This is a genomic window from Dickeya oryzae, from assembly GCF_009372235.1.
GTDB lineage: Bacteria > Pseudomonadota > Gammaproteobacteria > Enterobacterales > Enterobacteriaceae > Dickeya > Dickeya oryzae.
Map to the genome: position 1 here is coordinate 110,497 of NZ_ML762922.1, position 26,335 is coordinate 136,831.

Consider the following 26,335-nt stretch of genomic DNA (forward strand, 5'->3'; position numbering starts at 1 on the left):
ATGGTGCATCCGGGAGGATTCGAACCTCCGACCGCTCGGTTCGTAGCCGAGTACTCTATCCAGCTGAGCTACGGATGCAATTTAATGGCGGTGAGGGAGGGATTCGAACCCTCGATGCAGCTTTTGACCGCATACTCCCTTAGCAGGGGAGCGCCTTCAGCCTCTCGGCCACCTCACCGTACTGACACATAATCGCTGAATTTCTTTTTCATTCAGCGCTCACCTGTCTGCGTGGCGCACATATTACTTTCCCGGTCTTATAAGTCAAACAATTTTTCCGATATCAGTTCCGTTTGAACACTTCACATCCAACAAGAACAGATTAACAACAAAAAGCATGTTTTATCGCCAATAAAACAACCAGTTATTCAGATTCACAAAAGCAAATACCAGGTAACCATTTATTGACGGAAATAAGGAAACACAGGGAGCATACGAAAAAACATTCGAACAACAACAGCGCCTCGTCAACACGAGACGCTATTCAAATCAGTAGGAGGTAGGCTGAGATTTCTCTGCCTGAATACGCTGGTAGATCTCTTCACGGTGTACAGACACTTCTTTCGGCGCATTAACACCGATACGAACCTGATTGCCCTTTACTCCTAGTACGGTAACCGTAACCTCATCGCCAATCATGAGGGTTTCGCCAACTCGACGAGTTAAAATAAGCATTCTTTGCTCCTTGAAAGATTATAAAGAGTCAGGTCTCTTCGTTCTCCCGTCATTATCCATCATGGTTGGGGAAGACGTAAACCTGGATGACGAAAATGTCTCATCATCGCACTCATTGTTTGTTACTAGTGTTCAGTTTAGTCGATATAAGACAGCTTGCGCTTTTTGTTATCACAACCAAAACTGGCCTCACTGGCCGTCTCTGGAGCCCCATAGACGACCTGTTTATCAGTCTTGTTTACGGCCATCCTTACCGCAAGCCAAAAACGCCAAAACCACTCAAAGTCATGGCGTTTTTGCCGGGATAACACGTATTTAGTATTTATAGCTTATCAACCACCCAGGCTTCAACGCTGGTCAACGCTGATGGCAACGCATCCACATCGCTACCACCTGCCTGGGCCATATCCGGACGACCACCGCCCTTACCGCCGACCTGATTTGCCACAAAGCCAACCAACTCACCCGCTTTGACACGGTCAGTCAATTCTTTGGTCACACCCGCAATCAGGCTGACTTTACCATCCGCGACTGTCGACAGCACGATCACCGCAGAACCCAGTTGATTCTTCAGATCATCTACCATAGTCCGTAGCAACTTAGGCTCAACGTTGTTCAATTGCGTGACAAGTAACTTCACACCGTTGATCTCTTTCGCCTTACTGGACAGTGAAGAACTCTCCTGAGCGGCCTGCTGTTCCTTCAACTGCTGCAACTCTTTTTCCAGCCCGCGGTTACGTTCCAGCAACGAACGCACTTTGTCAGCCAGATTGTTGCTATCCCCCTTCACCAACTGTGTGACTTCATGCAACACATCACTCTGCTCATGTAGGGCAACTATTGCATTTTCACCGGTAACGGCTTCAATGCGGCGGATACCTGCTGCGGTACCAGACTCAGATACAATCCGGAACAAACCGATATCACCAGTACGACGAGCGTGTGTACCGCCGCACAATTCAATGGAAAAATCCCCCATCGACAGCACGCGGACATGCTCATCATATTTCTCACCAAACAGCGCCATCGCGCCTTTCGCTCTGGCAGCATCCAACGCCATCACATCCGTATCAATCGACAGATTACGACGAATCTGGGTATTGACGATATATTCTACCAGACGAATTTGCTCAGGTTTCATCGCTTCTGGATGAGAGAAGTCAAAGCGCAGGTAGCTGTCATTGACCAACGAACCTTTCTGCGCGACATGCTCACCCAAGACCTGGCGCAACGCTGCATGCAGTAAGTGAGTCGCGGAATGGTTCAGACGAATGCGGTCACGACGAACCTGATCAACCACCGCATTCACCTTGTCATTGACCCGCAAAACACCCTGAGCCAACGAACCAATGTGACCGATTGCCTGACCGTATTTCTGTGCGTCGGCAACGGAGAAACGGGCAGCAGCGGATACCAACTCACCCTGATCACCCACCTGACCGCCAGACTCACCGTAGAATGGCGTTTCGCTCAGAATCACAACCGCATCGTCACCCGCCTGAATTTCCTGCACGGATTCACCCTGACGGTAGATAGCGACGACAGTCGATTGCTGCTCGGTACGTTCATAGCCACAAAATGCGGTAGACGCATCCACACGGATCAGGCTGTTATAGTCAGCACCAAAGCCGCTGGCATCACGCGCCCGTTGGCGTTGCGCCTCCATGGCACGTTCAAACCCAGCTTCGTCCACTTTCAGGTTACGTTCACGGCATACATCCGCCGTCAAATCAACCGGGAAACCGTAGGTGTCATAAAGACGGAACGCCGCTTCACCGCTCAGCGTATCGCCTTTAAGCTGCTTGATTTCTTCATCCAGCAGCAGCAGGCCACGTTCCAGTGTGCGGGCAAACTGTTCTTCTTCATTCTTCAGTGCTTGTTCAACCAGGCTTTGCTGACGTTTAAGCTCTTCACCTGCCGCCCCCATCACTTCAATCAGGGTACCGACCAGCTTGTAGAAGAATGTTTCTTTCGCTCCCAGCATATTCCCGTGGCGGATCGCACGGCGAATAATACGGCGCAGCACATAACCACGGTTTTCATTCGATGGCATGACACCATCGGCAATCAAAAATGCACAAGAACGGATATGGTCGGCAATAACGCGCAGCGATTTATTGTTCAGATCGTCGGTTCCCACCACACGGGCCGCCTCGGCGATCAACGTCTTGAACAAATCGATATCGTAGTTGGAGTTCACATGTTGCAGAACAGCGGAAATACGCTCCAGCCCCATGCCGGTATCTACCGATGGTTTCGGCAACGGCAACATCGTACCGTCAGCCTGTCGGTTGAACTGCATGAATACCAGGTTCCAGATTTCGATGTAACGATCGCCATCTTCTTCAGGACTTCCCGGCGGTCCCCCCCAGATGTGATCGCCATGATCGTAGAAAATTTCAGAGCATGGACCGCAAGGGCCGGTATCACCCATTTGCCAGAAGTTATCTGATGCGTACGGTGCGCCTTTATTATCACCGATACGGATAATACGCTCACGCGGTACACCTACCTCGTTGGCCCAAATGTCATAGGCTTCATCATCGGAGGCGTAAACCGTAACCCACAGTTTTTCCTTGGGTAAGCCAAACCACTGAGAACTGGTCAACAGCTCCCAGGCATAAGTAATGGCGTCGCGTTTGAAATAATCACCGAAGCTAAAGTTACCCAGCATTTCGAAGAACGTGTGATGACGCGCCGTATAGCCCACGTTCTCCAAATCGTTATGTTTACCACCAGCACGGACACAACGCTGAGACGTCGTGGCTCGCACATAGTTGCGTTTGTCCAACCCAAGGAAAACATCCTTGAACTGGTTCATCCCGGCATTGGTAAACAACAGTGTGGGATCATTGTTCGGCACCAGCGAACTGCTGGCGACAATCTGATGTCCTTTACTATGGAAAAAGTCGAGAAACGCTTGACGGATCTCAGCGGTGCTCTTGCTCATAATTGTCCTGAAATCAAGCTAAAAGAACAGTCGCGGGCAAGGTGGGTGCAACATACTGACGTGACCGAGCCAAACGCGAACAAAAAAGTGGGAATAAGATAAATTTTCTTAGGAGGGAAGTAAAATCCCGTATGCGTTCAATCGGAAAAATTCATATATATCGACTGAATTTCATCGTGGGAAAAACCGCGATACTGCAAATAGCGTTGAACTTTGGCTCGCTCTTGCCAGCTTGTTGGCAATGGTGAGCCAAATTTACGGTTCGCGACTGCTTGAGCTTGTAAATACCAGTCAATGTCGCAGGACTGCAGGGCTACACGCTGGACTGATTTGTCGATGCCCCGCTGACTGAGCTCGGCGCAAATACGCTGTGTACCGTATCCTTTACGGCTGCGGCTGCTGATATAACGCTCGGCATAACGCTCGTCATCCAGCCAGCCTTGCTGCCGACAGCTGATGACTGCCTGTTCGACATGGGTATCAAATTCAGAAAGTACAGCGCGGCGCTCCGTACTCTCACATTCAATATTTGATTGTAAATACGCCGCAATCTTGCGGCGTAATTCCATTTCACTGTGATCTCGCACAGCCAGCACATTCATTGCATAGCGGAGTACGTTAGGCATACCGATTACTCTGAGAACATGCTGTCTGCGTAACGACGGCCATTAAAAGTCGTCGTTCTGTTCGCCAGCAGCCTCTTCATTATACTCGGCACTTTCACTACTGCTGACGCCACCTGATACCGCTTCGTTACCTTTATGCAGCAACAATTCGCGCAGCTTCTTGTCGAGTTCAGCAGAGATGGCTGGATTTTCCTTCAGGAAATTACAGGCGTTGGCCTTACCCTGGCCAATTTTGTCACCATTGTAGCTGTACCAGGCACCGGCTTTTTCAATCAGCTTAAACTTCACGCCAAGATCAACCAGCTCACCGAAAGTATTAATCCCCTCGCCATACAGAATCTGGAATTCAGCTTGCTTGAATGGCGCTGCAACCTTGTTCTTCACAACTTTAACGCGGGTTTCACTCCCGACAACTTCTTCACCTTCTTTGATAGAGCCGATACGGCGAATATCCAGACGGACAGAAGCATAGAATTTCAGCGCGTTACCACCGGTCGTGGTTTCGGGGTTACCAAACATCACACCAATCTTCATACGGATCTGGTTGATGAAGATCAGCAGTGTATTGGATTGCTTAAGGTTACCGGCCAGCTTACGCATAGCCTGACTCATCATACGAGCCGCAAGCCCCATGTGGGAATCACCGATTTCCCCTTCAATTTCTGCTTTCGGCGTCAGCGCAGCAACGGAGTCGACGATAATGACATCAACGGCACCAGAACGTGCCAGCGCATCACAAATCTCCAGTGCCTGCTCGCCAGTATCCGGCTGGGAACACAGAAGATTATCGATGTCAACACCCAACTTTTTAGCGTAGATCGGATCCAGCGCGTGTTCGGCATCAATGAACGCACAGGTTTTACCTTCACGCTGTGCGGCAGCAATCACCTGCAGTGTCAGCGTCGTTTTACCTGAGGATTCCGGACCGTAAATCTCAACAATACGGCCCATTGGCAAACCACCAACACCCAGCGCGATATCAAGCGACAAGGAACCTGTGGAGATCGTTTCAACATCCATTGAGCGATCCTCGCCCAAACGCATGATAGAACCTTTACCGAATTGTTTTTCGATCTGCCCCAACGCTGCCGCCAGTGCCTTTTGTTTGTTCTCATCAATAGCCATTTTTACTCCTGTCGCGCAGCCTGCCGCTGCTTCTACGCTGTTGCTTATTCATGAATCGCCGAACCGATGGCTGCATTATACTGTATACTCATACAGCATCAAGCCTATTTTATAAAAATCTCTCCTGCAACGTTTGCAGAGCAAAAGCCACGGCCTGCAAGCGAACATCGTGACGATCACCGTCAAATTGCATCCGCTGGGTGATGATGTTGCCCGCTTTGTCACTAAAACCGAACCATACGGTCCCTACCGGTTTATCTGGCGTTCCACCATCGGGACCCGCAATACCGCTGATGGATACCGCAAAATCGGCTCCGGAACAGCTCTGCGCCCCACGGGCCATTTCCGTCACGACTTCATGACTTACTGCGCCATACTGTGTCAGCGTATTTTCCTCTACGCCGATGAGCGACTGCTTAGCCTGATTGCTGTAAGTCACAAAACCATAGTCAAACCATGCGGAACTACCAGCCACATCCGTGATCGCTTTCGCCAACCATCCACCGGTACAGGACTCAGCACAGGTTATCTTCGCCTGACGCGCTTTCAGCCACTCTCCAAGCTGCACGCTCAGTTGCAATACATCTTTTTCTGTCATCACGGTATCCCGTTTTATCCATCGCGGCCCAATAGTAAGGTGCCCCTTCTTTTTCAGGGTAGCATTTTTCCTTTGAAAACCTTTTTACATAACAGGAATGCGAAGCAGCGCGCAACATCATCTGGCAGGCTGTCGTAGTATTGTCATTGTCTCGGTATATGCTCTACATACAATAATAACGGCGATAGCGTTTATGACATGCATGCCCCGCCTCGGGGCTTTTTTATTGGTATAACAGGGCATCGCCGACGTACAGCCGAACATCGCACCGCAATATCTGCGCCGCATTGAATGTATAAGTACATTAATTAGCCACACAGTCTCTGACGCTAAAAATAATGCAGGCCTGTCAGCTGACAGGCCTGGTGGGAATGGCATCCCGGAAGGGATAAACACTCTTGCTACGCAATACCGTGAGCTACATGGTGGATTAACGCATCAAGCGAGCAGACTACGTATGCTATTACCGTTACCTTGCCAGTTGCAGGAACATCGCTTACCCCTGTTCATTTCTGATGGTCTTTATACCAGAAACAGAGCTTGCGACAGGGCGACAACGTGGCTGGCAATCCAATAATAGAAACCTTATTTATTCTTGTTTTTTCATCCCTGGCGGGTAGTTAGCGCGATACATTCACTCTCCCATTTTCACTTTCCCTTTTCGCACTTTTTTACATGCAGTGCGTATTAAAAAACTGACTTACTCTCTTACCTATTTTATTTATCGGAAGAAAAAACGCCAACATGACACCAACAAAAAAATATTTTTAATTCCCATCATGATTATTCCTTACTAAATCATATTATCTTAAAAGGACATCGGTAATGGATAAAAAAAAGCCCACCATAAAGGTGGGCAAAGCTATTGGGTTTTTCAACAGCAAGGATTTCGTAGTACTGGCACGACAGTTATCCATCCACTGTCTGTTTATGAATCTACCCCACTATCCTTAAAATAACCTTAGTTTTATCCTGAAATCATCAAGAATTAATAAAAAATAGAAAATACAACACACTTTTCCCGAAACAAAAAAAGCCCACCGCTAGGGTGGGCAAATGACACTATTCTCTGGCATGAAGCATCCTGAAGACACAGGTTGGCGGTTTTCCTCCGCCTGAAAGCTATCCTATGAGATTAAGATTAAGCCAACATTAGGAAAACAAAAAAACAGAATTTTTTAGATATTATTTTTCAGCTCCATTATTCCTCCTTCATCTCTCAACAATCAGGAGAATGTACACAATGAAAACCCTTCTTATTTTCAGAAAACCAATACCACAAGCGCACAACCCAAACCACTTAGGTAGTGAAAGGAAGAAAAAGAATGAATTCAGCCTACACACTCGCATGTCAGCGTATGGCGAGAACAAAAAGGAAAGCCCACCTGACGGTGGGCAAAGAGGCTATATTATTATGAGTAAAACCCTGGTGTTTTGGCGCTAAGAAAGTTCTTAACTGAAAACAACATTACACCGAGGAGATTAAATCAACCTTAACGATAAAAATAAAAGCTATTTTTTCTGTGACAATGGCAACATTTATTCCAGATAATTCCAGCTGCAGACAAACACGCCGAATACCTGAAGTATGATGGGAGTAAACATGAAAAATAAGAACACGCAGACAATAATACTTACCGTTATTATCAGAAAACAAAAAGCCCATCAGACGATGGGCTAAATAAGAATGAACATCGAAAATAAAACTCTTACTTTCTAACATGGCACAGCAGTCAATTAACACTAAGTAAAGTGTAACAGATACTGGCCATTTTGCCTAAAAATAGACCACTATTCTTCGTGTTTTGTGAGTACACGCATTTTCTGCGCTCACTGCAAAAGATCATGCCCTGCCCCCAGGCAACACAACTGTGTGACCGGTACCCAATCACGGCCATACTCCCTTGATAACCAATAGCCCCGCGATAACCGATGGTATCGGGACAGCCACATCGCAAAAGCGGGCTTTTATTTACCGGATTTGCAGGTTTACCCAGCCATCACGTACACTCGCCAAAAGAGATAATTGCACCGTATTCTACAGCCCGCGTTTGCCGCAATGTTCATGACTGTATCGACATAATAATCACGGGACATTGCCTGTTTTGGGCGGCATTGAAGGGAGAAGACACTATGCCATCAACATTCCCACGCAGACCCGGCATGATGGACAACCATGCCGATCAGCTCAGCAGCTCGCTGATTATTCGCCAATCGGCTGATGTGTTGTTTGATTTGTGGCGCAACCCCGAAACACTTCCGGTATTGATGAACCATGTCGCTCATATCGACATTATTAATCACACAGACTCACTGTGGCGCATGAAGGCCCCTTTCGGCCAGTACATCGAGTGGCGGGCACGTATTGAGGATGAACAACCCGGCCAGTTTATCTACTGGCGTTCACTCCCTGGCGCCAAAATCCCGAATGAAGGATGCCTGGTCTTTCGCCCTATACCAAACAGCGAGAATACTGAAGTCACACTCAGCATCCGGTTTGACCCACCAGGCGGCTTTTTGGGAAAGGCACTCAGTCAGGTGTTTCAGCTGTTACCGAAAGAGATGCTACACAAGACCTTACTGCGCTTTAAGCAGATGGCAGAGCACCCTGGCACCACGACCTCCTCGAACCAGAATGTATAAAAAAACGGGCGGCGAGGAATCCTCAGCCGCCCGTCGTCTTTTACACCCACAACATTATTTCTTATTGGGCATCATTCTCAGCAGTGTATTGTCACGCACCACATAGTGATGATACAGAGCAGCAACGGCATGCAGCCCTACCAGGAAATACCCCGCATTAGCAATCAATTCATGAATACTCAGCAGTGTGTGCTTGATATCGTCGTTCGGATCCGCTGCAAACGGCATCGCAATACCGAATACCGACCAGGCATCGCCGCGATAGTACATCCCCAGAACGCCTAATACCGGCAGCGCCAGAAACATCAGATACAAAAAGCCATGCACCGCATGGGAAGCAATCATCATCAGGCGATCAGGTTGCGGTGTGATAGGCGGTGTAGCATGACGTAAACGTTGCACTACCCGCAGGATCATCAACACCCAAACGGATACACCGCAACTATAATGGATAGTCGACATTAACGCCCGCGCACTGCTTCCACGCGGAGCAAAACCTCGTAGCTCCATCGCGGCATAGGTTGCCACCACCAACAGAAATGCCAGCCAGTGCAACAGAATCTGAGATGAATGATACTTAGTCTTCATGGAATTCCTTCTCTGTATTGAGCATACAATCAGTGTGTGAATATAGGACGCATACAGCCTAGCTTCACTCTATTAAGCCAACATTAGTTTTTCGCTCACAATAGCAAGATTTTTTGATAAACCCAAAAATCTTACGGGCAAAAAAAATCCCGCCTTGATGGAAGGCGGGAAAAAAACTACTACTCTCTGACAGGGATGAATAACACAACATCAACAAGGGTTGAGACAAACATTACCAGCTTCAGTGTATAGAACTGTCATCGGTCAGTAAGGTTGATTGGTAGGATGTAAGTCGAATTTGGCGGGATAGCATCATTTTACCGGGTATATCGGAGCAGGGCACAGAAGACGTATGAGATACATGAAAAACGGCTGACGCTTGCCAGCCGCATGCCTGACTACCTGCGACTTATTAACGCCGACTGTCTACCAACATTCTCACCGCCAGCCCCGCCAGTACCGTTCCCATCAGCCAGCGTTGCACTTGTTGCCACAACGGGCGCCCAGCCAGAAAAGCGGCGATATAGCCCGCGACCATGATAAGCGAAGCATTAACCGTCATGCTGATAAATATCTGGATGATACCAAGCGTTAACGACTGCCCCAGGACATTCCCCTGCTCCGGGCGGATAAACTGCGGCAGAAGGGAGAGATAAAGTACGGCGGCTTTAGGATTAAGCAGGTTGGTGACCAGCCCCATCACGAACAAGCGACGATTACTATCAAGTTTAAGTTGGCGTAACAGGAAAGGCGATGCGCTACCCCGTATAGCCAGCCAGGCCAGCCATAACAAATATAGCGCCCCGGCAATTCGCAACGCATCGTAAGCTAATGGCACCGCCATCACGATCACAGTAATACCGAGCGCTGCCGCGGTCATATAGAACAAAAAACCCAGTGCCACGCCAGATAACGACACCAGCCCTGCCCGACGCCCCTGACACACGGTGCGAGAAAGCAGGTAAATCATATTAGGCCCCGGCGTTAACACCAACCCTAACGCAATAGCAGCAAACGGTAACCATTGGGACACGCTCACCATTACTCACCTCAATCAATCACACAGAATGTCGGATAAAACGATGAGTTAAATCCCCTGTCTATTTGAACCCACGTCAGTGCAGACTAACGTCAACTACTCTCTGCCAGTAGACTGCCGCCACGATCACTCCTCCGGTGGATAACGGTAATCCCACCGGAAAAAGCCGTGATCCTGAAATGAACCTGACAGTAACGACTGCTTTCGTGTTTTGACATAATTGGGCGGCGGACAGGTGACATTGCACATCCAATATCCCGGAAACCACGTTTCCATACCAGGCAACAGCGCCATCGCCGTGTCGAACGGATTCAACTCCGGCAACGAGTAGTAAACAAACTCGCCAATCGAGTGTTCAATCCATTCTTCAGCACTCCCCATTTCCGATAACGGGTTAGGGTGCAACGGCGAGTGAGCCAAATCGACAAACTCTCTGACGTGATTCATCGACCAGCCACAAAACTCCAGCGCGCGAGGTCGCTCTGCCATTTCGTATAAGCGATCGACCGAGACTATCGGTAGCGGGTCTGGCTGCTCAGGAAAAAATTCATTGTGCTTTTGCAGGCATAACAATAGGTAGGACGCCACCAGCGCCCCCAGCTCATGGATAACCAGCGCCGGATGCTCACCCGCCCCGCCGCCAATAATCAAATTGTCGGGTGTACATGAAAAATCATCCTCACCCCAAGGCGAATCCGCCACCTCTTCCAGCGGATGGTAGATTGGCAGCCCGTTCAGGAAACCAACCAGTTCGTGTTTGATGGTATCGATGTAGCTCATGGTTACCGGCTTTTAAACAGTCATCAAGACAGATATCAGCGGGGCACGGCCCAGGTGATGCTCTTCGCAGAGTACACTGTGTTTATCGCCTTCTCCACACCAATCTTTACCTCCCAACAGGCAACCCACACCGACAACCCCACACAGAAACATCAGAATAAAAAATCAGAAAAAAGAAAAAATCAGGACGTAAACACATAGTGTTAGAGTAAAAATAAAAAATTTAATCCATTAAAATGATAGTTATCGATATTTACTATAAGTTTTCATTCCAATTACCACGCGCTAGCCTGCCTGTCATGGCTGTATTTTATTCACAACACAGGAAAAGACCCATGAAACAGAAAGTCGCATTGGTCACTGGCGCGGGCCAGGGAATCGGTCGGGCCATCGCTATCCGTCTGGCAAAAGATGGTTTTGCCGTAGCGGTCGTGGATTACAACGGCGATACCGCAGGCCAGGTAGCGCATGAAATCAAGCAGCACGGTGGCAACGCTATCGCACTCACCGCGGATGTCTCAGATCGTGACCAGGTATTTAATGTGGTTCGCACCGCACACAAACAATTGGGTGGTTTTCACGTTATCGTCAATAACGCCGGTATCGCTCCTACCACGCTGATTGAAGACATCACGCCGGAAATCGTTGATAAGGTTTACAACATCAATGTGAAAGGCGTTATCTGGGGAATACAGGCTGCGGTAGAAGCCTTCAAAGCCCAGGGACAGGGAGGCAAAATCATCAATGCCGCCTCTCAGGCAGGTCATGTCGGTAATCCAGAATTAGCGGTTTACAGTTCCAGTAAATTCGCCGTACGCGGCCTGACCCAGACCGCCGCCCGCGATTTAGCACCGCTCGGCATTACCGTTAACGCGTATTGCCCAGGTATCGTCAAAACGCCGATGTGGGCAGAGATTGACCGCCAAATTTCCGAGGCAGCAGGTAAGCCACTCGGTTACGGTACAGCTGAGTTCGCCAAACGCATCACGTTGGGTCGTTTGTCCGAACCGGAAGACGTGGCCGCCTGCGTCGCCTATCTCGCCGGCCCTGATTCTGACTATATGACAGGTCAGGCGCTGTTGATTGATGGTGGTATGGTCTTCAACTGATTGACTCAGCACCGCTACGCCTCGTCACATGGCGAGGCGTGTTCTTCTCATCACCGATATTCGCTATCCCACTGAGACAAGCCCCAAACACACAGAACACGCTTCTTACTATCTCCTGACGCTATCTGTATTCCTGCTCTTGTCTGTGGTCGCTTTCACTCTTTTCACAAATCCCTACTCAGGGCATACCTATTAATTCGATAGAAATAACTGCCATTATCCGCTTTGTCAAAAAGGGTAAAGTAGCCAGGTAGCCGCAGGTTATTGACATGCCCGGCAACAACGGCTGTTATTCATACCGTCGGCCATGAGTACAACCTCATTTCTGCCCCGTCATGACGACAGGTCAGAAACAGGGAAAACAGATAAGCCGCAATCACCAACAAGGCATCAGCCTTATCAGTGCCTCTGATGGAGAACTTTCTCTGCTAATAGCTTAAAGCAGTGCAATGGAATCACAGCAATAATCGAAATCTATTGTTGATAATAATCATACGGAAAATGAGGAAAGTTATGAGCAATCATACCGCCACACATCGTATTCCCGGCTGGAAAACACCACTGGCCATCATCTCTTCACTGTTGATAGCCTACCCGGCACTGTCAGCCACACTGACCCGTGATAACGGCGCGGCGGTGGGTGATAACCAAAACTCGCAGACTGCAGGTCCCAATGGCCCGGTTTTACTGCAGGATGTTCAGTTACTGCAGAAATTGCAACGCTTTGACCGTGAACGCATTCCCGAACGCGTCGTGCACGCCCGTGGTACCGGTGCACACGGCACATTTACCGCCACCGAAGACATTTCGGACCTGACTATCGCCGAGGTATTCAAAAAAGGCAGTCAAACACCGGCATTTGTACGCTTTTCAAGTGTCGTACACGGTAACCACTCCCCAGAGACCTTGCGAGATCCACGTGGTTTCGCTACCAAGTTCTATACCACACAAGGCAACTGGGATCTGGTCGGTAACAACTTCCCTACCTTCTTTATCCGCGATGCGATCAAATTCCCGGATATGGTACATGCGTTCAAACCCGATCCGCGTACCAACCAGGATAACGATGGGCGCCGGTTTGACTTCTTTTCTCACGTCCCGGAATCGATCCGCACGCTGACCCTGCTCTACTCCAACGAAGGCACACCGGCCAGTTACCGCAACATGGACGGCAACAGCGTTCATGCTTATAAGCTGGTCAACGCCAAAGGCGAAGTGCATTACGTCAAATTCCACTGGAAGACACTACAGGGCATCAAAAATCTCGACCCAAAACAGGTTGAGGAAGTTCAGGCTAAGGATTACAGCCACCTGACTAACGATCTGGTCGCCGCTATCAACCGTGGCGACTACCCGAAATGGGATCTTTACATTCAGGTGCTGACCCCAGGCGATCTGGCTAAATTTGATTTCGACCCGCTGGATGCCACCAAAATCTGGCCTGGCGTTCCCGAACGTAAAATTGGCCAAATGGTACTGAACAAAAACCCGGACAACTACTTCCAGGAAACCGAGCAGGTCGCCATGGCACCGTCGAATCTGGTTCCGGGTATCGAGCCATCTGAAGACCGTCTGTTACAAGGCCGGCTGTTCTCGTATGCCGACACACAGATATATCGACTGGGTGCGAATGGCCTGAGCCTGCCAATCAATGCCCCACTGAAAAAGGTCAACAACATCAATCAGGATGGCAGTTTGAATAGCGGCCACACGCAAGACAACGGGGTGAACTACCAACCAAGCCGGTTGTATCCACGTGAAGAGCTGGTTTCTGCTCGCTACAGCCAGACACCGCTGAGCGGCACTACCCAGCAGCGCAAAATCCAGAAAGAGCAGAACTTCAAACAGACTGGCGAGTTGTATCGCTCTTACAGTAAAAAAGATCAGGATGATCTGGTTCAAAGTCTGGGCTCTGCGCTGGCGATGGCGGATACCGACAGTAAAACCATCATGCTTTCCTACTTCTATAAAGCTGATGCCACCTACGGTACCCGTCTGACCAGTGTCGCCAAAGGCGATCTGAGCAAAGTACAGTCACTGGCCAGCAAACTGGCTGATTAACGGAATGCCGTCGCCCGGTTGCTCTACGGGCGACGGCAACGACCAGGGAATCGTCATCATGAAATCATTTCGCCTCTTTTTTTGCCTGCTGGCATTCATTCATGCCACCGCCCAGGCACAACCGCCCGTATCTATTACAGAGCCGTCGAATTCAGTCGCCACGACACCTGCTGTGCAGCCAACTGACGAAAGACAAGTACAGAACCAGCTTAATCAGTACCTGTGGGATGCAGCCCGTACGGGTAACGATGCCGTACTCAAGGAGTTCATCAGCGCGGGTTATAACCTCAACACCCGTGATGAAAAAGGCTATACGGCGATCATTCTGGCGGCTTACCACGGCCACTACGACACGGTTTCACTGTTGCTCAACCACGGTGCTGATCCTTGCTTGCAGGATAGTCGTGGCAATACCGCACTGATGGGAGCGGTGTTTAAAGGTGAACTGAAAATTGCCCACTTGTTGCTGAACGCAAAATGTAGCCCGGATACCCGTAATAACGCCGGACAGACTGCAGCGATGTATGCTTCGCTGTTTCAGCGCACAGAAATTCTTAAGGCATTACAGGAAAAAGGGGCGGATATGAATGCTACCGATGCACTGGGCAACAGTGTGCAGGCATTAAGCAGGGGTGAAGTGAAAGGGCAATAATCGACACATATCAACGAAAATGACACGCCCCGAACGAATATACTCCCTTCAGGCGGGGCGTGTGATATCAGACTGGGTTAGCATTATTCAGTCATCCCATTTGGGGCTCAGAAACGCGGCCAGAAATCCCGGTACAACGATAACGGCCAGTATCGCTAAATAGACAGTTACTTGTTCGAACATAACAACCTCCTACGTCAGCATGTAAAACGACCTCATGATTCCACTACAGATTCATTCAACTACCATTCAACTACCATTCGACGGCAAGTTTGCTCACTACACACTTATTCTATCGGCCGAACGTTAAGTAAACATTAACGTCTCTTTAATAGATAAGAAATCGGATCAGGACGAAAGCACTCAAACAAAACGGCCTCGCTCACTTTTTCCAGCCCCCGATTAAGCCACTAGCCGCCACAGGGTACAGAAAGCCGATCTAACACATTGTTTTTAATGCATTATCATCACCCATCGTTTGATTTATCACGTCCAGAATTATACGTGTGAATATATATTCTTGGTGTAATGAATGTTATTGATAATAATAAAAACCTATATTTATTGTCAGCAATACCGGCTGAAGAAAAAAAGTGTCATTTTTTCGGTGATGTGACTGACAATACTTTTCAAATAGTCAGCATTCATTCTTCATGTCATTAGTTCACAGCGCTGAGAGAAAAAATCAAACTCGATTAATGATGAATAACCGTTACACACTAACAATTCACATAGCGTTAATTCATAATTATCCGTCTTATTAAGCACAGTATCACATCGCTAAAAGACACCTTAAATATCCATATCCCGACGGTATGCCAGGAGAAGAAAGCGAGCCCACTGGCAGAACACTCAAAACCGCCACCTCTCACCAGAACCGGTAAATATCACGATTTAAAAAACATGACGCCGCTAACAGAATACAGTACTCATCTACCCCATACCGAAAAAATGACCTAAAACAATATTTGCGTGGGGTCACAGATTCCCCGCTGATGGCGATTTTATCCATAAGATCAGCGAATACGGCCTGACCCTCTTCCCACGGCAAAAACTACTGTTTTGTTATGAGTCGCCGGAAGAGGAAAAATAATCACGCCTGCCGTACCCCAAGACGGGGGCAATACTGAATACCGAATAACACCATTGTCCCTAAGAATGAAAAACCGATAGCCAATGATTACCAGAGAGGACACTTTTATGTGGAAACGCGTCATTTTAGCTTCAGCTGTGTGTGCGTCCCTGTCATCGGTCGCGCTGGCCGCACCATTAACGGTGGGGTTTTCTCAAGTCGGCTCGGAATCAGGCTGGCGCGCAGCTGAAACGACCGTAGCCAAAGAACAGGCCAAAGCGCGCGGTATTAACCTGAAAATTGCCGACGCCCAGCAAAAACAGGAAAACCAAATCAAAGCGGTGCGCTCTTTCATCGCACAAGGGGTGGACGCTATTTTCATCGCCCCCGTGGTAGCGACCGGCTGGGAGCCGGTATTGAAGGAAGCCAAAGAAGCCAAGATCCCAGTTATTCTGCTAGACCGCGGCATTGACGTCAAAGATGACTCACTGTATCTCACCACGGTACGCGCTGATAATATTAAGGAAGGGGCATTAATTGGCGAATGGCTGATTAAAACCGAAAACGGCAAGAATTGTAATGTCGTTCAGTTAGAAGGCACCGTCGGCGCAAGCGTTGCGATTGACCGTAAAAAAGGGTTTGAAGACGCTATCGCCAAAACACCGAGTATTAAAATTATCCGTTCCCAGTCCGGCGACTTTACCCGTAGCGGCGGCAAGCAGGTTATGGAGAGTTTTATCAAGTCAGAAAATAACGGCAAAAATATCTGTATGGTTTTCGCCCATAACGATGACATGGTGATCGGCGCGATTCAGGCTATTAAAGAAGCGGGGCTAAAACCGGGCAAAGATATTCTGACCGGGTCGATTGATGGTGTACCGGATATTTTCCGTGCCATGCTGGCAGGCGAGGCGAATGTTTCGGTTGAACTGACGCCAAATATGGCTGGTCCGGCGTTTGACGCACTGGAGAAATATAAAAAGGATGGCACGCTGCCCGCCAAACTGATTCTGACACCGTCCACCCTGTTTAAACCAGACAGCGCACAGGCCGAGCTCGATAAGAAAAAGAACATGGGATATTGATTGTTTATACCCTAAATAATTCGAGTTGCAGGACAACACGCTCGCGTGTTGAACAACGCCACGCGCTGGCCCTTTAGGGCAAGGCTCATTAGAGCCTTGTAACGCGGCAAGTGAGTGACAAATTCGTCGGGAACGAATTTGACCAGCCAACGGCTGGCCTCTGGTGAGAGACAGGATGTCTCTCATTTCATCCCGATGAGCTTACTCAGGTAAGTGATTCGGGTGAATGACAAATTGGCGAAGCCGATTTGAACGCTGCTAGCAGCGGCCCCGAAGGGGCGAGGCCCATGAAATGGGCCGAGTAACGCAGCCAACGCACCTGCAACTTGAAGTATGACGGGTATGTCGTCAGCCCACGTCCTGCCATGGCTAGCTACCACTACCATGGCAGGACATCACCTGTTTTGTAAGGAAGAATCGCATGAACGATTTCGACAACCAGGAAATCTTGCGTACGGAAGGGCTGAGCAAAATTTTTCCCGGGGTTAAAGCGCTGGATAAGGTCGATTTCAGCCTGAGGCGCGGGGAAATCATGGCGCTGCTGGGAGAAAATGGTGCAGGGAAATCCACGCTGATTAAAACACTCACTGGGGTGTATCAACGTGACGAGGGCGCTATTTATCTCGAAGGGCAGTCTATCTCGCCTAAAAATACGGCTCACGCCCAACAACTGGGCATCGGCACGGTGTACCAGGAAGTCAACCTGCTACCCAATTTATCGGTGGCGGATAACCTGTTTATCGGCCGCGAACCCAGACGCTTCGGATTATTACAACGCACCGAGATGGAAAAACGTGCAGCAGCGTTGATGTCCTCCTACGGTTTTGAGCTGGATGTGCGCGAACCACTGAACCGCTTTTCCGTCGCGATGCAGCAAATCGTTGCCATTTGTCGTGCCATCGACCTGTCTGCCAAGGTGTTAATCCTTGATGAGCCGACCGCCAGTCTTGATACTCAGGAAGTGGAAATGCTCTTTACCCTGATGCGCCAGCTGCGCGATCAGGGCGTCAGCCTTATCTTCGTGACCCACTTTCTCGACCAGGTTTATCAGGTGACCGATCGCATCACGGTTCTGCGCAACGGTGCTTTCGTCGGTACCTGTGAAACCGCCTCGCTGCCACAGATAGAACTGGTAAAAATGATGCTGGGCCGCGAGCTGGAGCAGAATGCGCTGCAACGTGCCGGACGTACGCTACTGAGCGACAAGCCGGTGGTGGAATTCAAAGGGTACGCGAAAAAAGGTGTGATTGAACCATTCGAACTGGCGGTTCGGCCCGGCGAAATCGTCGGTCTCGCCGGATTGTTAGGCTCCGGGCGGACAGAAACCGCCGAGGTGATTTTTGGTATCAAACCGGCCGATCGCGGCGAAGCGGTGATCAAAGGCAAATCCCAGACGCTACGCTCGCCACATCAGGCCTCCTGCCTTGGCATCGGCTTTTGCCCGGAAGATCGCAAAACCGACGGTATTATCTCTGCCGCCTCGGTACGGGAAAATATTATTCTGGCGTTGCAGGCCCAACGCGGCTGGCTGCGACCTATCCCCCGTAAAGAGCAGATGGCGATTGCCGAGCGATTCATCCGTCAGTTGGGTATCCGCACCCCCAGTACCGAGCAACCTATCGAATTGCTGTCCGGCGGGAATCAACAGAAAGTGCTGTTGTCTCGCTGGCTACTGACCAAACCACAATTCCTGATCCTGGATGAACCCACGCGCGGCATCGACGTCGGCGCCCACGCCGAGATCATCCGTTTGATCGAAAGCCTGTGCGCCAACGGGCTGGCGTTGCTGGTCATCTCGTCGGAACTGGAGGAACTGGTGGGATACGCCGACCGGGTGTTGATTATGCGTGACCGGCAGCAGGTGGCGGAAATCCCGCTCGACCAGCTATCCGTTTCCGCCATCATGAATGCCATCGCGGCATAAGGAGGGCATAGTGATGCCTCGATCACTGAGCAAACCGGGCTCCGATAAGCGCCCATTCCGTTGGCCGTCGCTGCGGTTTTCACAAGGCATGCCGCAGATAACCGCGCTGGTGCTGGTGTTGCTGGTAGACAGCCTGGTATCCAGCCACTTTTTCCAGATAGTGGTGCAGGATGGCCGCCTGTTCGGTAGTCCCATCGATATCCTTAACCGTGCCGCACCGGTGGCCTTACTGGCGATCGGGATGACGCTGGTGATTGCCACTGGCGGCATCGATCTGTCCGTCGGGGCCATTATGGCGATTGCCGGTGCCGTGGCCGCCTCGCTGACCGTGCAGGGCTACAGCCTGACGGTGGTACTGCTGGCCGCACTCGGTGTCGGCATGCTGGCGGGCCTGTGGAACGGTATTCTGGTTGCGATTCTGAAGATCCAGCCGTTTGTCGCTACCCTCATTCTCATGGTGGCCGGTCGCGGTATCGCGCAGCTGATTACCGCCGGGCAAATCGTCACCTTCAACTCGCCGCCGCTGGCCTGGCTCGGTAGTGGTGCGCTGTTCTACTTCCCAACGCCTATCATCATCGCGTTGGTCACCTTGATTCTGTTCTGGCTGCTGGTGCGGCGCACCGCATTGGGGTTATTTATTGAATCAGTGGGGATCAACATCCGGGCGGCGAAAAACGCCGGGGTCAGTACCCGCGCCATGGTGACCATGACATATATCCTGAGCGGGCTGTGTGCCGCCATCGCCGGGGTCATCGTCACCGCCGATATTCGGGGGGCGGATGCCAACAATGCCGGTTTGTGGCTGGAGATGGACGCCATTCTCGCCGTGGTGATCGGTGGCGGTTCGCTGATGGGTGGCCGCTTCAACATGGTACTTTCCGTGTTAGGTGCGCTGATTATTCAGGGCATGAACACCGGTATTCTGCTGTCCGGTTTTCCACCAGAGCTCAATCAGGTGGTGAAAGCCGTCGTGGTATTGTGCGTACTGATAGTCCAGTCGCCACGTTTTGTGACCTTGCTGAAAGGAGTTCGCCGCCATGATAAAGCGTAACTTGCCGCTGATGATCACCCTGGCGGTATTCGTGCTTGGATACCTGTACTGCCTGACGCAATTTCCAGGTTTTGCCTCCACGCGTGTCATCTGCAACATTCTTACCGATAACGCCTTTCTGGGTATTGTCGCCGTCGGCATGACTTTTGTGATTCTCTCCGGCGGTATCGACCTGTCCGTCGGATCGGTGATTGCATTTACCGGTGTGTTTCTCGCTAAAGCGATCGGCGTTTGGGGGCTGTCCCCCCTGGTGGCGTTCCCGCTGATTTTAGTGATGGGATGTGCCTTTGGCGCGTTTATGGGCTTGCTCATCGACGCACTAAAAATCCCGGCGTTTATCATCACGCTGGCGGGGATGTTCTTCCTGCGTGGTGCCAGTTATCTGGTGTCGAAAGAATCGCTGCCTATCAACCATCCTATCTATGAAACGCTCTCCAGCCTGGCGTGGACGATTCCCGGTGGCGGTCGGCTTAGCGCCATGGGACTACTGATGCTGATGGTGGTCGCTGTCGGCATCGTGCTGGCACGCTATACCCGTTTCGGTAATCAGGTCTATGCGATTGGTGGCAACAGTACCTCCGCTAACCTGATGGGTATTTCCACCCGCAGTACCACCCTTCGTATTTATATGTTGTCGACCGGGCTGGCAACCCTCGCCGGGATCGTATTTTCCATTTACACCTCAGCGGGTTATGCGCTGGCAGGGGTCGGCGTCGAGCTGGATGCTATCGCCTCGGTGGTGATCGGCGGTACGCTATTGAGCGGCGGTGTCGGTACTGTACTCGGTACCCTGTTCGGCGTGGCGATCCAAGGCTTGATCCAAACCTACATCAACTTTGACGGTACGCTAAGTTCCTGGTGGACCAAGATAGCCATCGGCATATTGCTGTTTGTGTTCATCGCCTTGCAACGCGGCCTGACCGCACTGTGGGAAAACCGGCAGAACGCCCCGGTTAAACGTGTTGCCCCACACGGATAACGACAGCCCAAAACGTAGGTGTGAGAGGTCTCTAACGTCTCACCCTACGTTTTTACTCGTCTGACACCCCCTCTCGCACCATTGAAACGAACGCGATGCATTGTCGTAAGCAAACTTGCCATCGGCCAGAATACGCCTATGTTTGAATACAGGGGCCGCGCATAGTTGTCATCGGGCAACGATCCGACATGCATACCCATAGCGCGTTTCCCCTTTGCCACCCTTCGCTTTCCTTTCTCCACACCACCAGGTTGTACGTTGTTCGCACATAACGAGATGAGGCTACCGTCAGCACGGCAGTTAGCCTGTGCAACGGTTTTTCCGGGTGGTGACACATTGATTGTTCGAGTTCGACATTGACACGTTCTATCTAGAGGAAATGCTATGACTCACACCAAAAGCCACACAGCAAGTACGCCTGAAGCAGAACAGTCGCCACATTACGAAAGCAGCGGGCACAGCCTGCTGACGCTGGATAACGCCGGGCCAATCCAAATGGGATTTTGGGTGCCTAACCGGGTATGGGCCACCGCCAAATTCCTGATGCCACTGCGCGAGCATATCGCCAACAAGAAGCAGACCAATACCCTGGCCCCCATGCAGCCGGTGCTCCAGAATTTTAAAAACTGGGTGACCAACAACAGTGTCTACCGCATGTGGCTCAATAGCATGATCGAACAATCCAACGCCTATGTGGCTTCGCTGCCTGAATCCACCCGCAAGGAGATCAGCGACGATGGCGACGCGACCTGGATAGACAGCTACGACAGCTTCTTTGAGATCCTCAACGAAATCATTACCACCTCGCCATCATTCAACACCACCGTACAAGTCGGGACACCGATGAATGCGTTTTTGGCAGTGGCGATGGGAACAGAAGCGGGCGTGGCACTGTTCCACGACGCGACGTTCAATCAGCAGTTCCGTCAGGTGCTGGATGCCTGGAACAGTTTCCTGAAAAGCAGCGCCTCACTCGATAAACTCGATATCGCACAACCGGAAAAACCCGGCTCCTGGATTTCCAAAGCTGCGTATCAGGCCGGTGTCTGGAACCAGATGCAGCACGACCCCAACCTGCAGGGTTACGGCTTCGCCAGTTGGAACGATTTCTTTATCCGTCAGTTCGTACCCGGCGCACGCCCCTTTAAAGGCGATCCGAACACCCAGATAGACATCGGCTGTGAAACCACACCGTGGCGTTATGCCAATCAGTTGCAATTGGAAAGCCGATTCTGGGTCAAAGACATCCCTTATTCGCTGCTTGATCTGTTCGGTGGTCAGCGGCAATGGGCCAAGCTGTTCGAGGGAGGACAACTCTATCAAGGGTTTCTTTCTGCGACGCACTATCATCGTTGGAACGCGCCGCTGGACGGTTTTCTGGTACGTTCCTGGGTTGAACCGGGGACTTACTTTGCTCAGCGACCCGGACAGGGCGAAAATCAGGGCACCTGGGAAGGCACCGAGTCACAACCCTACCTCGGCCATGTGGCCGCGCGCGCGGTGTTTATCTTCCGACACAAGACCTGTGGCTACGTGGCGCTCATCTGCATCGGCATGGTGGAAGTGTCCAGCTGCGTGATCGAACCCAGCACGTTTATCGTTGAAGAGAGTGCCGAACCGGTCAGTATCACCCGCGGTGTCGAAATCGGTCACTTCGAGTTCGGCGGTTCGACTCACATGATGATCTTCCAAAAAGATCGGGTCGCGTTGGAAGAATGGGCTATCGATGCCGTCAGTCACCGCAAAGATAAAAACCCGGTCCCGCTGGGCAGCGTGATCGCCACCGCGCTGCACAACAAAGGCTAATAAACACCCGCACCAGGCTCCGGCTACGGTCGGGGCCTGTTTCTCCGTTTAGGCCACCCCTCCTCCCGACCATGTCTTTTCTGTTAATCGACGGTTCTTTTTTCGTGATCTCTTTCAATCTTTATGCCGACTTGCCGAATTTTGTTATTCGCTTTGACACGCCATTGCCACAATAACCACAAGTCAACACAGGAAACACCGGGCCACCGCCATCAGAACAGGCGCGACATGAAAGAATGGAAGGGTTCTCTCAAGGATGAGATTTCCCCCAGACGCGACACAGGCAATCCGCCTCGCGTCTCATGCTGGGATAGTCGTCTTCGTGCATACCGAGCCGACCCCAGCCCGACCTGAATAAGACACCGAATTCGCATCCGTACTTTTAACCACAACATGGCTTTTTACCACAACCTGCCTGCTCACCCTGATGAAGACGGTAATCAACGTGGTTTAAACAGGTGACATAACTAGAGGATAAACCCTATGGAACACTCCGTGATCGAACCGACTGTACCGATGCCGATGCCTGCAATGTTTGACGCACCAAGCGGCATTTTCGACTCGCTTGACGACGCCGTTCAGGCCGCCGCGTATGCGCAACAACAGTTGAACAGCCTCGAGCTGCGCCAACAGGTGATTAAAGCCATTCGGGTCGCTGGCGAGCGTTATGCACAGGTACTGGCGGAAATGGCCGTGGCCGAAACCGGCATGGGCCGCGTGGTCGATAAGTACGTCAAAAACGTGTCACAGGCGCGCCATACACCAGGGATCGAATGCCTGTCGGCGGAAGTACTGACCGGCGATAATGGGCTGACGCTGATTGAAAATGCCCCCTGGGGTGTGGTTGCGTCGGTGACCCCCTCAACCAACCCGGCAGCGACCGTTATCAATAACGCTATCAGCATGATAGCCGCCGGTAACAGCGTGGTGTTTGCCCCTCATCCGTCAGCGAAAAACGTATCGCTGCGTACCATCAGCCTGCTCAATAAAGCCATCGTCGCCACCGGCGGCCCGGAGAACCTGTTGGTCAGCGTTTCCGACCCTAACATCGAAACCGCGCAGCGCCTGTTTCGCTACCCCGGTATCGGGCTGTTGGTGGTCACCGGCGGCGAAGCGGTGGTGGAAGCGGCGCGTAAACATACCGACAAACGGCTGATCGCCGCCGGAGCGGGTAACCCGCCAGTGGTGGTGGATGAAACGGCGGATATTCCGAAAGCAGCCCGCGCGATTGTGAAAGGTGCCTCATTCGACAACAACATTATCTGTGCCGATGAGAAGGTGCTGATCGTGGTGGACAGTGTGGCCGATGCCCTACTGGCAGAAATGCAACGCAATCATGCTGTGCTGCTCACGCCGGCACAAACCGAACAGCTGCTGCCAGCACTGCTGAGCGACATCGACGAGCAGGGTAAAGGTCGCGTCAACCGCGACTATGTCGGCCGTGATGCCACGAAACTGGCTGAAGCCATCGGGCTTGAGGTCAACGAATATACCCGCTTACTGCTGGCTGAAACCGACGCCAGTCACCCGTTTGCCGTCACCGAGCTGATGATGCCGGTACTGCCAGTCGTGCGGGTGAAAAACGTGGATGACGCTATTGCACTGGCACTCAAACTGGAAAATGGTTGCCGCCATACCGCCGCGATGCACTCTACCAATATCAGGAACTTAAATCGCATGGCTAACGCCATCAACACCAGTATTTTCGTCAAAAATGGCCCTTGTATTGCCGGGTTGGGGCTGGGTGGCGAAGGTTGGACATCGATGACCATTTCGACGCCGACCGGTGAAGGCGTCACCTCTGCTCGCACCTTTGTGCGCCTGCGACGTTGTGTGCTGGTGGATATGTTCCGTATTGCCTGACGATGGCGAATTACCCAAACAGGTTTGCCGCGCGGTTGCCGTTGGTTCATGACCAGCGGCAATCACTCCGCAACAGCCGCTTAAGGAGAGAAGCAGGGGTGGGGGATGAAGGAGTAAACCGTACCGCGATAGGAGAACCCTGAAATTAGGTCGTACCAGAGAGAAGGAAAAGTGTGCTTTAGCGCCTGTTCCTCCCCGGCTGAATACCGTATAACGGGGGAATACTTTGGTCTGTCTACACCTCATCCCTCGATATGGTGTGACCATCATGCTCTGGCAGACCCCGCCCGACATTGTCAAGGAGGTGAGCTGACGATGAAACACAATCCAGTTAACCTGCATCATCTGGATACAGAGCACCGGCTTCCAGCCACAACGCTGATGCAGCCGGATGACAGTGTGCACCAGCGCCAGACACAGGATGTTTACGCCCAATCCCGCACCATCACAGACTGGCAGCAGATTTACGATCAGGTATCACCGGGACATTTCAAAGGGGAATTACGCGAAATCCTGCTAGACGGCATCCAGATTTGCCACGAATACACCAATCTGGCACTGCGCCAGTCCTGCATGATATGGCCCGACGCCTTCTGGTTTGGTATTCCGGCCCGCCATGCCGGGACCGGCTTTATCGGCTCTCACCCCATCAGCGACAACGCCATCGCGGTCAGCCCAGGGGGGAAGGAGTTCGAACTGAATACGCCAGATGACTATGCCATCCTGGGTGTCGCTATCTCACGTGACGAACTGTTGCAGTACACTGATGCGCTGGAAGAGCCGGAACAACTGACGCGGTTGCTGGCACAAAGCACCACGTTGCTGGTAGAACCCCACAGGCGGGAAATCCTCTGGTCATTTGTGCGTGAAGCGCTGTGGTATGGCTGCAACGAACCACAACGTTTGCAACACAGCAACGCGGCCAAGGTACTGAAACACAACTTGCTGACCACCGTGATTTCATTTCTGGAAAGCGCACAGCCCGCCGATGTCAGCCCATCCCATACCAACAAACGCATCGGTTATCGCAGCCTGATTGGTCGCGCCAGAGAATATGTGCTCAGTCAGCAATCGGAACCGGTCACGGTACTTGACCTGTGTCGTCGCCTGCATGTCAGCCGCCGCACGCTGCAAAATGCCTTTTGTGATGTCATGGGATGCGGTCCCAACGCCTGGCTGAAGATGATCCGCCTCAACGCAGTACGCCGCGAGTTAGTCAGCCCCTACTCCCATCATCACACCGTACAGGATGCCGCCATGCAATGGGGCTTCTGGCACCTGAGCCAGTTTGCCAGTGATTACCAACGGCTGTTTAATGAAAAGCCATCGGTGACGCTCAAGGCTCGACTAGCAGGATAAAAAAGAGAAGCTGACGCGCAGAAGTGGTGAATATCAGGCTGAGTACACAGGGCCGATGTGCGTCGGCCCTTTATTTCACGTAATTAGTCTTTCCATTTTTCAATGATGACTTTCACCGTGCCCGAATTGTCAGAGCGTTGCCAGTCCTGAAGATACAAATCGAAGCCCCCGGTTTGAGGGAATGCGTGAATGATCACGGCGGCATGCATACCGTCATCATTCAAGCCGTAATAGCTGACAGCCATCGCCGAGTAAAAGGCAAATAACGAGGCCATAACCACTAAAATTTTGGTAATTTTTTCATGATTCAATATCCTTCTGAATAAAATTAAATAGCCGTCATATAATTA

The 26,335-nt window shown here is 51.1% G+C and carries 23 protein-coding genes and 2 tRNA genes; 12 read left to right on the forward strand and 13 right to left on the reverse strand.

Features of this window, described 5'->3' with window-relative positions:
- Nucleotide 1: 1 nt before the first annotated feature.
- The 7 genes from FAZ14_RS07890 to pncC all read right to left on the reverse strand — a co-directional run bounded on the left by FAZ14_RS07890 (nt 2) and on the right by pncC (nt 5,974).
- A tRNA-Arg gene (locus FAZ14_RS07890) sits at nt 2–78 on the reverse strand.
- 7 nt (nt 79–85) lie between these two features.
- Nucleotides 86–178: transfer RNA gene (locus tag FAZ14_RS07895), tRNA-Ser, on the reverse strand.
- Nucleotides 179–489: 311 nt separating this feature from the next.
- Nucleotides 490–675, reverse strand: coding sequence for a carbon storage regulator CsrA (gene csrA, locus FAZ14_RS07900; protein ID WP_005972168.1), 186 nt, complete (start codon nt 673–675; stop codon nt 490–492).
- Between the two features lie 322 nt (nt 676–997).
- Complete coding sequence (gene alaS / locus FAZ14_RS07905; RefSeq protein ID WP_016942195.1) at nt 998–3,625, reverse strand: alanine--tRNA ligase; 2,628 nt, start codon at nt 3,623–3,625, stop codon at nt 998–1,000.
- Between the two features lie 137 nt (nt 3,626–3,762).
- The gene (gene recX / locus FAZ14_RS07910; RefSeq protein ID WP_016942196.1) at nt 3,763–4,251 is read right to left on the reverse strand and encodes a recombination regulator RecX; all 489 of its coding nucleotides are present in this window, start codon (nt 4,249–4,251) and stop codon (nt 3,763–3,765) included.
- Between the two features lie 42 nt (nt 4,252–4,293).
- Entirely contained in the window at nt 4,294–5,376 is a 1,083-nt protein-coding gene (recA, locus tag FAZ14_RS07915) for a recombinase RecA (RefSeq protein ID WP_016942197.1), read from the reverse strand.
- Nucleotides 5,377–5,485: 109 nt separating this feature from the next.
- Complete coding sequence (pncC, locus tag FAZ14_RS07920; protein ID WP_016942198.1) at nt 5,486–5,974, reverse strand: nicotinamide-nucleotide amidase; 489 nt, start codon at nt 5,972–5,974, stop codon at nt 5,486–5,488.
- A 1,243-nt stretch (nt 5,975–7,217) separates the two neighbouring features.
- On the opposite strand from pncC, the gene FAZ14_RS07925 reads away from it, so the two are divergent.
- Nucleotides 7,218–7,418: a hypothetical protein gene (locus FAZ14_RS07925; RefSeq protein WP_016942200.1), complete on the forward strand. Its 201-nt coding sequence runs from the start codon at nt 7,218–7,220 to the stop codon at nt 7,416–7,418.
- Between the two features lie 24 nt (nt 7,419–7,442).
- On the opposite strand, the gene FAZ14_RS07930 is transcribed toward FAZ14_RS07925, so the two are convergent.
- Nucleotides 7,443–7,697 (reverse strand): hypothetical protein, encoded by a 255-nt coding sequence (locus FAZ14_RS07930; RefSeq protein ID WP_152446749.1) that lies wholly within the window; start codon nt 7,695–7,697, stop codon nt 7,443–7,445.
- A gap of 410 nt (nt 7,698–8,107) precedes the next feature.
- On the opposite strand from FAZ14_RS07930, the gene FAZ14_RS07935 reads away from it, so the two are divergent.
- A complete protein-coding gene (locus FAZ14_RS07935; RefSeq protein ID WP_016942201.1) occupies nt 8,108–8,617 on the forward strand; it encodes an SRPBCC family protein in 510 nt (169 codons plus the stop codon).
- Nucleotides 8,618–8,671: 54 nt separating this feature from the next.
- On the opposite strand, the gene cybB is transcribed toward FAZ14_RS07935, so the two are convergent.
- From cybB to FAZ14_RS07950, 3 genes are all read right to left on the reverse strand, one after another.
- Nucleotides 8,672–9,205, reverse strand: a complete 534-nt coding sequence (gene cybB / locus FAZ14_RS07940) for a cytochrome b561 (protein ID WP_016942202.1) — start codon at nt 9,203–9,205, stop codon at nt 8,672–8,674.
- A gap of 412 nt (nt 9,206–9,617) precedes the next feature.
- Nucleotides 9,618–10,247 carry a LysE family translocator gene (locus FAZ14_RS07945; RefSeq protein WP_016942203.1) on the reverse strand — a complete coding sequence of 210 codons (630 nt, stop codon included), beginning with the start codon at nt 10,245–10,247 and terminating at the stop codon, nt 9,618–9,620.
- Between the two features lie 123 nt (nt 10,248–10,370).
- Entirely contained in the window at nt 10,371–11,024 is a 654-nt protein-coding gene (locus FAZ14_RS07950; protein WP_016942204.1) for a hypothetical protein, read from the reverse strand.
- Between the two features lie 335 nt (nt 11,025–11,359).
- Here FAZ14_RS07950 and FAZ14_RS07955 point away from each other — a divergent pair, with 335 nt between their 5' ends.
- The 3 genes from FAZ14_RS07955 (at nt 11,360) to FAZ14_RS07965 (ending at nt 14,846) form a co-directional block, all read left to right on the forward strand.
- Complete coding sequence (locus FAZ14_RS07955; RefSeq protein ID WP_016942205.1) at nt 11,360–12,133, forward strand: (S)-acetoin forming diacetyl reductase; 774 nt, start codon at nt 11,360–11,362, stop codon at nt 12,131–12,133.
- Nucleotides 12,134–12,646: 513 nt separating this feature from the next.
- Nucleotides 12,647–14,194: a catalase KatB gene (katB, locus tag FAZ14_RS07960; RefSeq protein ID WP_050544604.1), complete on the forward strand. Its 1,548-nt coding sequence runs from the start codon at nt 12,647–12,649 to the stop codon at nt 14,192–14,194.
- Between the two features lie 58 nt (nt 14,195–14,252).
- Nucleotides 14,253–14,846 (forward strand): ankyrin repeat domain-containing protein, encoded by a 594-nt coding sequence (locus FAZ14_RS07965; protein ID WP_016942207.1) that lies wholly within the window; start codon nt 14,253–14,255, stop codon nt 14,844–14,846.
- Between the two features lie 87 nt (nt 14,847–14,933).
- On the opposite strand, the gene mgtS is transcribed toward FAZ14_RS07965, so the two are convergent.
- Entirely contained in the window at nt 14,934–15,029 is a 96-nt protein-coding gene (gene mgtS, locus FAZ14_RS07970; protein WP_012885835.1) for a protein MgtS, read from the reverse strand.
- Nucleotides 15,030–16,046: 1,017 nt separating this feature from the next.
- Between mgtS and ytfQ the strand changes: the two genes are divergently transcribed.
- The 7 genes from ytfQ to eutR all read left to right on the forward strand — a co-directional run bounded on the left by ytfQ (nt 16,047) and on the right by eutR (nt 25,985).
- Nucleotides 16,047–17,003 (forward strand): galactofuranose ABC transporter, galactofuranose-binding protein YtfQ, encoded by a 957-nt coding sequence (gene ytfQ, locus FAZ14_RS07975; RefSeq protein ID WP_016942208.1) that lies wholly within the window; start codon nt 16,047–16,049, stop codon nt 17,001–17,003.
- A gap of 421 nt (nt 17,004–17,424) precedes the next feature.
- Nucleotides 17,425–18,927, forward strand: a complete 1,503-nt coding sequence (ytfR, locus tag FAZ14_RS07980) for a galactofuranose ABC transporter, ATP-binding protein YtfR (protein ID WP_016942209.1) — start codon at nt 17,425–17,427, stop codon at nt 18,925–18,927.
- A gap of 13 nt (nt 18,928–18,940) precedes the next feature.
- Entirely contained in the window at nt 18,941–19,978 is a 1,038-nt protein-coding gene (ytfT, locus tag FAZ14_RS07985; protein ID WP_029456429.1) for a galactofuranose ABC transporter, ATP-binding protein YtfT, read from the forward strand.
- Nucleotides 19,965–20,957, forward strand: a complete 993-nt coding sequence (gene yjfF / locus FAZ14_RS07990; protein ID WP_016942211.1) for a galactofuranose ABC transporter, permease protein YjfF — start codon at nt 19,965–19,967, stop codon at nt 20,955–20,957. Before ytfT ends, yjfF begins: the two co-directional genes overlap by 14 nt.
- Before the next feature lie 384 nt (nt 20,958–21,341).
- Nucleotides 21,342–22,763, forward strand: a complete 1,422-nt coding sequence (locus tag FAZ14_RS07995) for a phosphatidylserine decarboxylase family protein (RefSeq protein WP_038925549.1) — start codon at nt 21,342–21,344, stop codon at nt 22,761–22,763.
- A gap of 516 nt (nt 22,764–23,279) precedes the next feature.
- Entirely contained in the window at nt 23,280–24,626 is a 1,347-nt protein-coding gene (locus FAZ14_RS08000) for an aldehyde dehydrogenase family protein (protein WP_050544605.1), read from the forward strand.
- A 315-nt stretch (nt 24,627–24,941) separates the two neighbouring features.
- Nucleotides 24,942–25,985, forward strand: a complete 1,044-nt coding sequence (gene eutR, locus FAZ14_RS08005; protein ID WP_029456430.1) for an HTH-type transcriptional regulator EutR — start codon at nt 24,942–24,944, stop codon at nt 25,983–25,985.
- Between the two features lie 83 nt (nt 25,986–26,068).
- Here eutR and FAZ14_RS08010 read toward each other — a convergent pair whose 3' ends face one another.
- On the reverse strand, nt 26,069–26,296 hold the full coding sequence (locus FAZ14_RS08010; RefSeq protein WP_016942215.1) for a hypothetical protein: 228 nt from the start codon (nt 26,294–26,296) through the stop codon (nt 26,069–26,071).
- Nucleotides 26,297–26,335: the final 39 nt, after the last annotated feature.